This is a genomic window from Streptomyces sp. NPDC087901 (genome assembly GCF_044742205.1).
Lineage (GTDB): Bacteria > Actinomycetota > Actinomycetes > Streptomycetales > Streptomycetaceae > Streptomyces.
Window position 1 is genome coordinate 922,224 of record NZ_JBIUUC010000002.1, and the last position, 7,763, is coordinate 929,986.

Below are 7,763 nucleotides of genomic sequence, written 5' to 3' on the forward strand. Positions count from 1 at the left end.
GGAAGGGACGCCATGAAGGCCGTCATGGTCATGTTCGACACGCTCAACCGCCGCTTCCTCCCGCCGTACGGAGCGGACTGGACCCATGCCCCGAACTTCGCGCGCCTCGCCGAGCGCACGGCGACCTTCGACACCTGCTACGCCGGTTCCATGCCCTGCATGCCGGCCCGCCGGGAGATCCACACCGGCCGCCACAACTTCCTGCACCGCAGCTGGGGCCCGCTGGAACCGTTCGACGACTCGATGCCGCAGATCCTCACCGAGAACGGCATCCACACGCACCTCGTCACCGACCACCAGCACTACTGGGAGGACGGCGGCGCCACGTACCACGGCCGCTACCGCACGTTCGAGTTCTTCCGTGGCCAGGAGGGCGACCCCTGGAAGGGGCAGGTCGCCGACCCCGACATCCCCGACGCCCTGCGAGCCCGTAAGGGCGAGACGTGGCGACAGGACTGGATCAACCGGCAGTACCTGACCGACGAGGCGGATCACCCGCAGACCCGCACTTTCGACGCCGGTCTGGAATTCCTCCGTACGAACCACGCCGACGACAACTGGTTCCTGCAGATCGAGACCTTCGACCCGCACGAGCCCTTCTTCAGCTACGCCCGCCACAAGGATCTCTACTCGCACACGTACGACGGCCCGCACTTCGACTGGCCCGACTACAAGCAGGTCACCGAGACGGGCGAACAGGTCGAGCATGCTCGCCTCGAATACGCCGCTCTGCTGTCCATGTGCGACCAGTCCCTCGGCCGCGTCCTCGACGCGATGGATGAACTCGCCCTGTGGGACGACACATTGCTGATCGTCTGCACGGACCACGGGCTGCTGCTCGGCGAGCACGGCTGGTGGGGCAAGAACGTCCAGCCCTGGTACGACGAGACCATCCACACGCCCCTGTTCATCTGGGACCCGCGCAGCCGCGTCCAGGGCGAACGCCGCCGATCCCTCGTCCAGACAATCGACTTCGCCCCCACCCTCCTGGAGTACTTCGACATCAACCGCACGCCCGACATGCAGGGCAGTCCCCTGCGGCAGACGGTCGCCGACGACGCCCCCGTCCGCGAAGCCGGCCTCTTCGGCGGCTTCGGCGGACACGTAAGTGTCACCGACGGGCGGCACGTCTACATGAGGGCCTGCGTGAACCCGTTCAACCAGCCGCTCTCCGAACACACGTTGATGCCCACCCACATGCGCGGCCGGTTCAGCCCCGCCGAACTCAAGGACGCCGAACTGGTGGGACCGTTCACCTTCACCAAGGAGGTGCCCGTGCTGAAGGTGCCGGGGCACGCCATGTCCAACCCGTACGCCTTCGGCACTCTGCTCTTCGACCTCGCCACCGACCCGGAGCAGGAACACCCACTCGTCGACAGCGACCTCGAACTGCGCATGGCGACGCTGTTGACCGAGCGGCTGCGGGCCGCGGACGCCCCGCACGAACAGTACGAACGGCTCGGACTCCCGCCGACCGGACCGGTGCGCATCGAACACCTGCTGGCATCCGCTCAGCACGCCCAGGCCGAGGCATCCCGGCAGGCACCACCGCGCCCCGAGGACTACCCGGCCGGGCCGTTCAGCGTCCATGTGCCACTGCGTGACCTGCTCACCCACCCCGGCGCGACCGCAATCCTGCGGGAACACTTCGCCACCCTGCTCGACGGCCCGTTCATCCGTATGGCCGCTGATCTCTCCCTCCTCCAGATCGCCGCCTTCGCCGTCGGCCTCCTGCCGGCCGACCGTCTGACGGCCCTCGCGACCGCTCTCGCCGGACTCGACTCGGCCGAAATGACGCCACCGCGGTAGTCGCTTCGCTGGTTGTGCGGCACGGGGTTGCCCGAGTGTGGCGGGGTCCGTCGTGAGGGAGCAGCCGGGGCTCAAGAGGAGACACGCTCGCCGGCGCTCATGGCCGGCTGCCGGGCTGTCGCGTGCCTGCCCGGCGTCACCGACCTCAGTAGCGGCCGCCTGAGGGGCGGGCCGGGTCCGACCGGGTGAACGCCAAGATCGCCCGAGGATGAGAACGCAAGCTAACGACATGGTCCGCGATTGAGGCCCCGACATGTTGGCCTGGCGGGTTGGCTGGTATTTGATCAGAAGGCGTCTCGCCGGACGAGTACCAGTGTGGTGCTCAGCTTGCGGCGGGTTGGCCGGTAAGCGGAGCGGTCCGATGCCAGCGAGGCAATCGCGCGGTGGGTTTCGGTGTAGTCCTCGCGTCGGGTGGTGTAGCGCTGGAGCGGGCGCCGCTGCCGTAGTTCGGCGTTGGTGTGCTCGACGCAGATCCGGGCCGAGGACTGGCGTCGGCGCATTTCCTGCCATGCGTAGTGCTCGCTGGGCGGCGCGTCGTCCTTCGGCTTCCTCGGTGGGGCGCTGACCTGATCGGGGAATGCGTTGGCCAGGCCCCGATAGCCCTCGTCGACCTCGGCTTTCACCACCGGATGGAGCCGGAACTGCTCCGTGATGCCCTAGATGCGCACCGCGGTCTGGTCGTGCATGCGACCGGGCCGGCTCGCGCCCGACCACAGCAGACGGCCCTGGCCATCGCTCACCGTGGTGGTCTTGATTGTGTTCTGTTTCCTCTTGCCTGATACGAAGGCTCGTCGTCCTGGCTGACCGGCCTTCGGGCGGCGAACCTGGGTTTCGGCGCCATCGATTCGTAGACGGATCCCCTCGGGCTCGGCGTAGGCGAATGCATCCGCCAGGGTGCGCAGCCTGACGCCGGGGCGGTCGGGGACGGCGAAGCCACGGGCGGCCAGCAGCGGGCGGATCTCGCCGATGGCCCGGGAGATCGTGGAGCGAGCTGTGCCGCACAGCTCGGTCAGCGCGACCTGCGGGGGCCCGATGCGCAGATGCGCCAGCGTGACCAGCACACGGTCGGTGAAGACCAGGTCGTGCTTCGGTCCGGCACCAGCGTCCCGCTGTCTCTCGGCACCACGTCGCTCACGCAGTGCAGACTCACACCGGGCAAGCCACGGTCCTGCCAACTCCTCAATCAAATTCCCAAGATGCGCACGGAGACTCCGCTGAAGGCAGGATGAGGCAAGGCCGCACGAACCCAAGGAGTCGACACATCCGATGAACTCCGGTCCGCTTCAGGTCACGGCCAGGGCCGCAGCGTCGACGGCGTCTGACTTCTTGCGGGCGACGGAGTGGCGATCTCGGTAGCGGGCAACTGCCAGCGAGTTGATCGCGAAGACCGGCCGCCCGGTGGCCCGCACGCAGGCGACGAGGAGTCCGCGTGACGTCTCGATCGCCACGGGGATCGGGGCGGCCTCGCTGTCGCCATGTTCGGCCAGAAGGTCCGTGAGCTGGGTAAACCCTGCAGCATCGTCACCGATCCGCACCTTGGCGAGTTGCCTTCCGCCAGCATCGACCAGTGCGATGTCGTGGTGGTCTTCGGCCCAGTCCACGCCACAGAACACTGGCGTCTGTAACTCGACAATCGCCATCCGGCCCTCCTTCGTCGCGACTCTTTTCCCAGGCCAGAGCCTGTGCAGGGTGCGCGTGCTCCCTAATGGAAGTGCTCAAGGCACTTCATCCCACCAGCCGTTCGCAACCCCAGCGAGTCATGCGGCCCTCGGTCCGTGTCAGAGCTGAAAGCTCAAGGCAGAGCTGAGAGGTGATCCACACAACCGGCTCGGACAACGGACAGCAAACCGCCCGGTGGCCGCAGACGGACCGGCCCGCAGCAACAGGACGACTTCGAGGCCCAATTAGACAGAACCGGACCTGGATGCGAGCACTCATGCCCAGACTGCTGGGCGCGAGCCAGCCTCGTCTTGTCAACAAGGCTCTCAGGCCCGGGCATACTCAAAGGTTCGGCTCGGGCCCCTGAAGGTCAGCTTCCACCGGCCTTCGCTTCCCATTAGGCCTACTCCTCACGCGCCATTCGCGACCACCTGAGCAAGCGCGGCATCCGAGCGGTGATCCCCATCCCGGCGGACCAGCGGGGCCACCGCCTGCGTCAAGGCAGCCGCGGGGGTTGGCCACCGGCCTTCGACCGCGAGGCATACAAGCAGCGCAACACTGTCGAGCGGTGCATCAACCGCCTGAAGCAGTGGCGCGGCACCGCCACCCGCTACGAGAAGACCGCGACCATTTACCTGGCCGGACTCCACGTCGCCGGCATCTGGCTCTGGTCCGCTCGCTGACCGCGCCGGGGCCGGTCAGCTGCAGTCGCCCAGGAAGCGACCTTCGCAGTGGTCGGAGCTGATGAAGACGAATCCGCTGCCGTAGCCAAAGTTAAGAAAGAAGGGATCCCTTGCGTCCTCGCCCCGGTCGGCGAACTGGCAGAGGAAGAGCCAGGAGTCGTCGTCGAGGCCCCCGGCATGGCCGTTGGACAGTACAGCCGTGCCGCCGAGGAAGTCTTCGGCCTCGTCGCCCGACGGCAGGTCGACCTCCGGGCCGTCGTGCCGCATGTAACTCCACCACGCGGCGTGGTGATTGGCTGCCGCGTCCACCTCGGGCGGCGCAGGCTCCAGGTCGACCACCCATTCGACAGGGATCTCCGTCTCGTCGTGACCCCAACGCCACAGTGATCGTCCTACGGTCCCGGGAGGCCCGATCACTGCGAACGAGGGCACCCTGCCGTCAGGCTGTATGAGCACGACGGCCTCGCCGGAGGTCGGATGCATGCCCATGATCCGGCCGTCTTCCTCCAAGAACAGGTACGCCAGGCGCACCTCTTCCCCCGGCACCCGGAACTGGCCGATGAACACCAGCGGCTCCCCGGTCTGTGGATCCACTGGCCATGCCGGCACCTCCAGCCACACCGGCTGCCCCCCGAACTTGGACACCGGCTCCGTCACCGGCTCATCGGCCATCCGCAGACTCATCTGCAGCCGAGGAAGGAAAGCAGCGTCATAAGGGCCCTGCGCTTGACCCGTTGGTCGCGAGATCACAGCCGGACCGTACGGCACGGCACTGACACAGCGCCCGGGACCGTCACAACTAGCAACTCGCATGATCCAAACGAAACGCCCTAGAGGTGAGTTCAGGCGGACGCTCGGCAAGTGCGGGCGTGTCCGCACGGGCTATCGTCTCCACCTGGTCAGGACGTATCGGGGGAAGGGGCTGCCACGTGTGGGATCTGCAGGAGGACGAACCGGCAGAGATCGGCCCGTTTCGGCTAATTTCGAGGCTTGGTAGTGGCGGGATGGGAACGGTCTATCTGGCCGTGCAGGACGGGCAGGACGGGCAGGACGGGCCTGTCGCGGTCAAGACCATCAGGAGTGAATTTGCGCAGGAGGAGGGCTTTCGCCGTCGGTTTACCAGGGAGGCCGAGGCTGCGAGTTCGGTAAGGAGCTCGTACACGGTGCGAGTGAAGAGCTTCGATACCTACGCTCGAGAGCCGTGGATCGCTACGGAGTACGTCGAGGGCTTGTCGCTTCGAGACCATGTGCGCAGCCGTGGCTCGCTATCGCTGCCGGCGGCAGTGGATTTCGCTCTCGGCCTCACCTTTGGTTTGGCATCGATCCATAAGGTGGGCCTGGTGCACCGCGACCTCAAGCCCGGAAACGTGTTGCTGACGGATGGCGGCCCTAAGATCATCGATTTTGGGCTGGCCTATGCGACGGACTTCACCCAGGCCACCCACACCGGGATGATTCTTGGAACTCCGGGCTATTTCTCTCCGGAGCAGGTGCAGGGGAAGCCTGTTAGTGCGGCCTCGGATGTTTTTTCTCTCGGTGCTGTCCTGACGTTCGCTTCGTCAGGCGAACACGCCTTTAAGGGTGTCACTGCCCTTACCGCTCAGTACCACGTCGTGCACGAGGAGCCAGATTTTTCGGGCGTGCCTGAGGAGCTAAGGGATGTGGTTGCCGCGTGCATGCACAAGGACCCGCATATGCGGCCGCCATTGAACTCAGTCCTCGCTCACTTGACAGCCCTTCGCTCCTACGGCTACCGGGAGACGTCGTCCGGCTACCGCTGGCCCCCTGCCGGGAGGAAGAGGGAAGCCTCGACCTCAGAGTCATCGACCTTTGTTCACGGCTCACTTGCGCAGAGCCGCAGGGGCAGGTGGTCAGTTCTTGCAGTGGCAGGAGCGGGTCTACTTGTTGCCGGAGTGGCCTTCGGCCCTTGGATCGCCCCCGGGCATGGCCGTTCGACGTCGTCGGCTTCGTCGCCATCAACTAGCCAGCCGTCAACCCCCGAGCTGACGACGGCAGCTCCGTCCGTCGAGGATCCGATGACGATGCCACCATTTGAGGAACCCGAACCAGAAGTCCCTCAATTGGACGCACTTCTATCCACCCTCACCTTTAACAGCCAGAGGGGGGTATGCGTTCTGAATGGCGACGAATCCTCAGGCGTGGGCATGGCGGTGGAGAACTCCTCCGGATTCGCAATCTCCGTCACTCCCGTAGCGTCAAAGGGCTACTGGATTTCTGCATCCTTGATTCACATTCGAAGCCCCTTGCCTGCCCAGGGCGACGACCAGAGACTCGTCTACCTAAAGCTCCCCAAGGGTGACCAGGTTCCACTCGCTATACCCGAGGGCAAGACATCGTGGTCCTTCCGGTGGCCTGACGTCCTGAAGACCGCAGATCTGGGCGTCCCTTACGAGTCGTATGAGCCGGCCGAGCTCCTCGGTACCTACACGGTGGTTGTGACACGTGAGGTGCCGTCAGTTGAGGCATGCGGGGGCTTCAGGGGCGACCCCAAGCGCTCAGTAGGCTCGACGTCCTGAGGTGTCTCCTCTTGGTTGGCCTCTTCGTCATGGGTCGACCAGGGGGCGCGGATTCCTCGTGCAGACGGTTGGCGCTCAAGGTCCAGCGATCGGACGCCCACTTCATACACGGTCCCGGTCATCACGAGCGACGGAACAATCTGCACTGCTCCGGGGGCACCGCCATAAAGGTGGCGTCGACGATCTTGCAGTGGCGCGTGGACTTCGGCGGGAGGCACTACATGACGCCGTGTCTGAAGACGGGCAGGCGATGCGTGTCGCAACGTCGCGCATCACGGAGCGCATCAGGGAGGCTGAGAAGCGCGTCCGGCTGCTTCTGCTGCAGTTCGGGTCGGCGCACGATGAGACCGTCGCGGCCCGTGTCGAACTTGCCGAGCTGACGGGCGAATCCGGCGACGATCGGGGCGCGGTGGAACTGTGCGAACGGTTAGGCCGCGACCGCCGGAGGCGCTACGGCCCCCACGACCGCAGGGCCCTGGACGCGTTCGAGAAGATGCACTGCTCGGCTACGACGAGACGAAGTACACCTACACCCGCTCCGGCCGGCTGCAGACGTCACCGACGACAAAAAGCAACGTCTGGCGTTACGAGTACGACCAACTAGGGCGCAAGACCAAGTCGATCGACCGTCCAACTCGCCGCGGAAACCGAGCTCGTCGAGGACCACCCAGTGGGGCTTGGCCCACACCCTGGCCTTCGTCCACTCGGAGAAACGGCGATGAGCCGTCGCCCCCGAGGGGCCGAACGAAGCAGTGGGCGACTGCTGCCAAGTACAGCCTGACGTGGCCACGAACACGATCGCGGCCAGGACCTCCCGGTCACCGTGTCGGCGCCGACCGCCGCCCTGTGTCCGCGAGGGCGCTTCCGGCACCACCCGCTGGAACAACTCCCACAACTCGTCCGGCACGAGTCGCTCAACGATCCCCACCATAAACGACAGCGTATCGGCCCCACCAAATGAGATGGAGTCTTAGGTCCTGTCTCGGATCATGTGCGGAGCCAGATCGCGAGGGCTGCGAGTGTGACGGTGCCGAGGTAGATGTAGGTCCGCTTCTCGTAGCGGGTGGCGACGGCG

The 7,763-nt window shown here is 65.8% G+C and carries 5 protein-coding genes and 3 pseudogenes; 3 read left to right on the forward strand and 5 right to left on the reverse strand.

Annotated features, from left to right (window positions below; genetic code table 11):
- The first annotated feature begins 12 nt into the window (after positions 1 to 12).
- Positions 13 to 1,809 carry a sulfatase gene (locus ACIOEW_RS09475; RefSeq protein WP_362554910.1) on the forward strand — a complete coding sequence of 599 codons (1,797 nt, stop codon included), beginning with the start codon at positions 13 to 15 and terminating at the stop codon, positions 1,807 to 1,809.
- Positions 1,810 to 2,093: 284 nt separating this feature from the next.
- Here the strand turns inward: ACIOEW_RS09475 and ACIOEW_RS09480 are convergent, their stop codons facing one another.
- The 3 genes and pseudogenes from ACIOEW_RS09480 to ACIOEW_RS09490 form a co-directional block, all read right to left on the reverse strand.
- Positions 2,094 to 2,435, reverse strand: coding sequence for a transposase (locus ACIOEW_RS09480; protein ID WP_401962924.1), 342 nt, complete (start codon positions 2,433 to 2,435; stop codon positions 2,094 to 2,096).
- A 30-nt stretch (positions 2,436 to 2,465) separates the two neighbouring features.
- A complete protein-coding gene (locus ACIOEW_RS09485; protein ID WP_401962927.1) occupies positions 2,466 to 2,870 on the reverse strand; it encodes a transposase family protein in 405 nt (134 codons plus the stop codon).
- Between the two features lie 231 nt (positions 2,871 to 3,101).
- Positions 3,102 to 3,449, reverse strand: a pseudogene (locus ACIOEW_RS09490) (transposase); the annotation flags it as partial.
- Positions 3,450 to 3,869: 420 nt separating this feature from the next.
- Between ACIOEW_RS09490 and ACIOEW_RS09495 the strand changes: the two are divergent.
- Positions 3,870 to 4,151 (forward strand): annotated as a pseudogene (locus tag ACIOEW_RS09495) (transposase); the annotation flags it as partial.
- A 15-nt stretch (positions 4,152 to 4,166) separates the two neighbouring features.
- Here the strand turns inward: ACIOEW_RS09495 and ACIOEW_RS09500 are convergent.
- Positions 4,167 to 4,823, reverse strand: a complete 657-nt coding sequence (locus ACIOEW_RS09500; protein ID WP_401962930.1) for a hypothetical protein — start codon at positions 4,821 to 4,823, stop codon at positions 4,167 to 4,169.
- Between the two features lie 257 nt (positions 4,824 to 5,080).
- On the opposite strand from ACIOEW_RS09500, the gene ACIOEW_RS09505 reads away from it, so the two are divergent.
- Positions 5,081 to 6,688 carry a serine/threonine-protein kinase gene (locus ACIOEW_RS09505; protein WP_401962933.1) on the forward strand — a complete coding sequence of 536 codons (1,608 nt, stop codon included), beginning with the start codon at positions 5,081 to 5,083 and terminating at the stop codon, positions 6,686 to 6,688.
- A gap of 601 nt (positions 6,689 to 7,289) precedes the next feature.
- Here the strand turns inward: ACIOEW_RS09505 and ACIOEW_RS09510 are convergent.
- Positions 7,290 to 7,619: pseudogene (locus tag ACIOEW_RS09510) on the reverse strand (transposase); the annotation flags it as partial.
- Positions 7,620 to 7,763 lie beyond the last annotated feature (144 nt).

Bases quoted from the DNA above. Each gene is read 5' to 3' on its own strand.
- ACIOEW_RS09500 (WP_401962930.1), bottom strand. From the start codon at position 4,823: ATGGCCGATGAGCCGGTGACGGAGCCGGTGTCCAAGTTCGGGGGGCAG.
- ACIOEW_RS09475 (WP_362554910.1), top strand. From the start codon at position 13: ATGAAGGCCGTCATGGTCATGTTCGACACGCTCAACCGCCGCTTCCTC.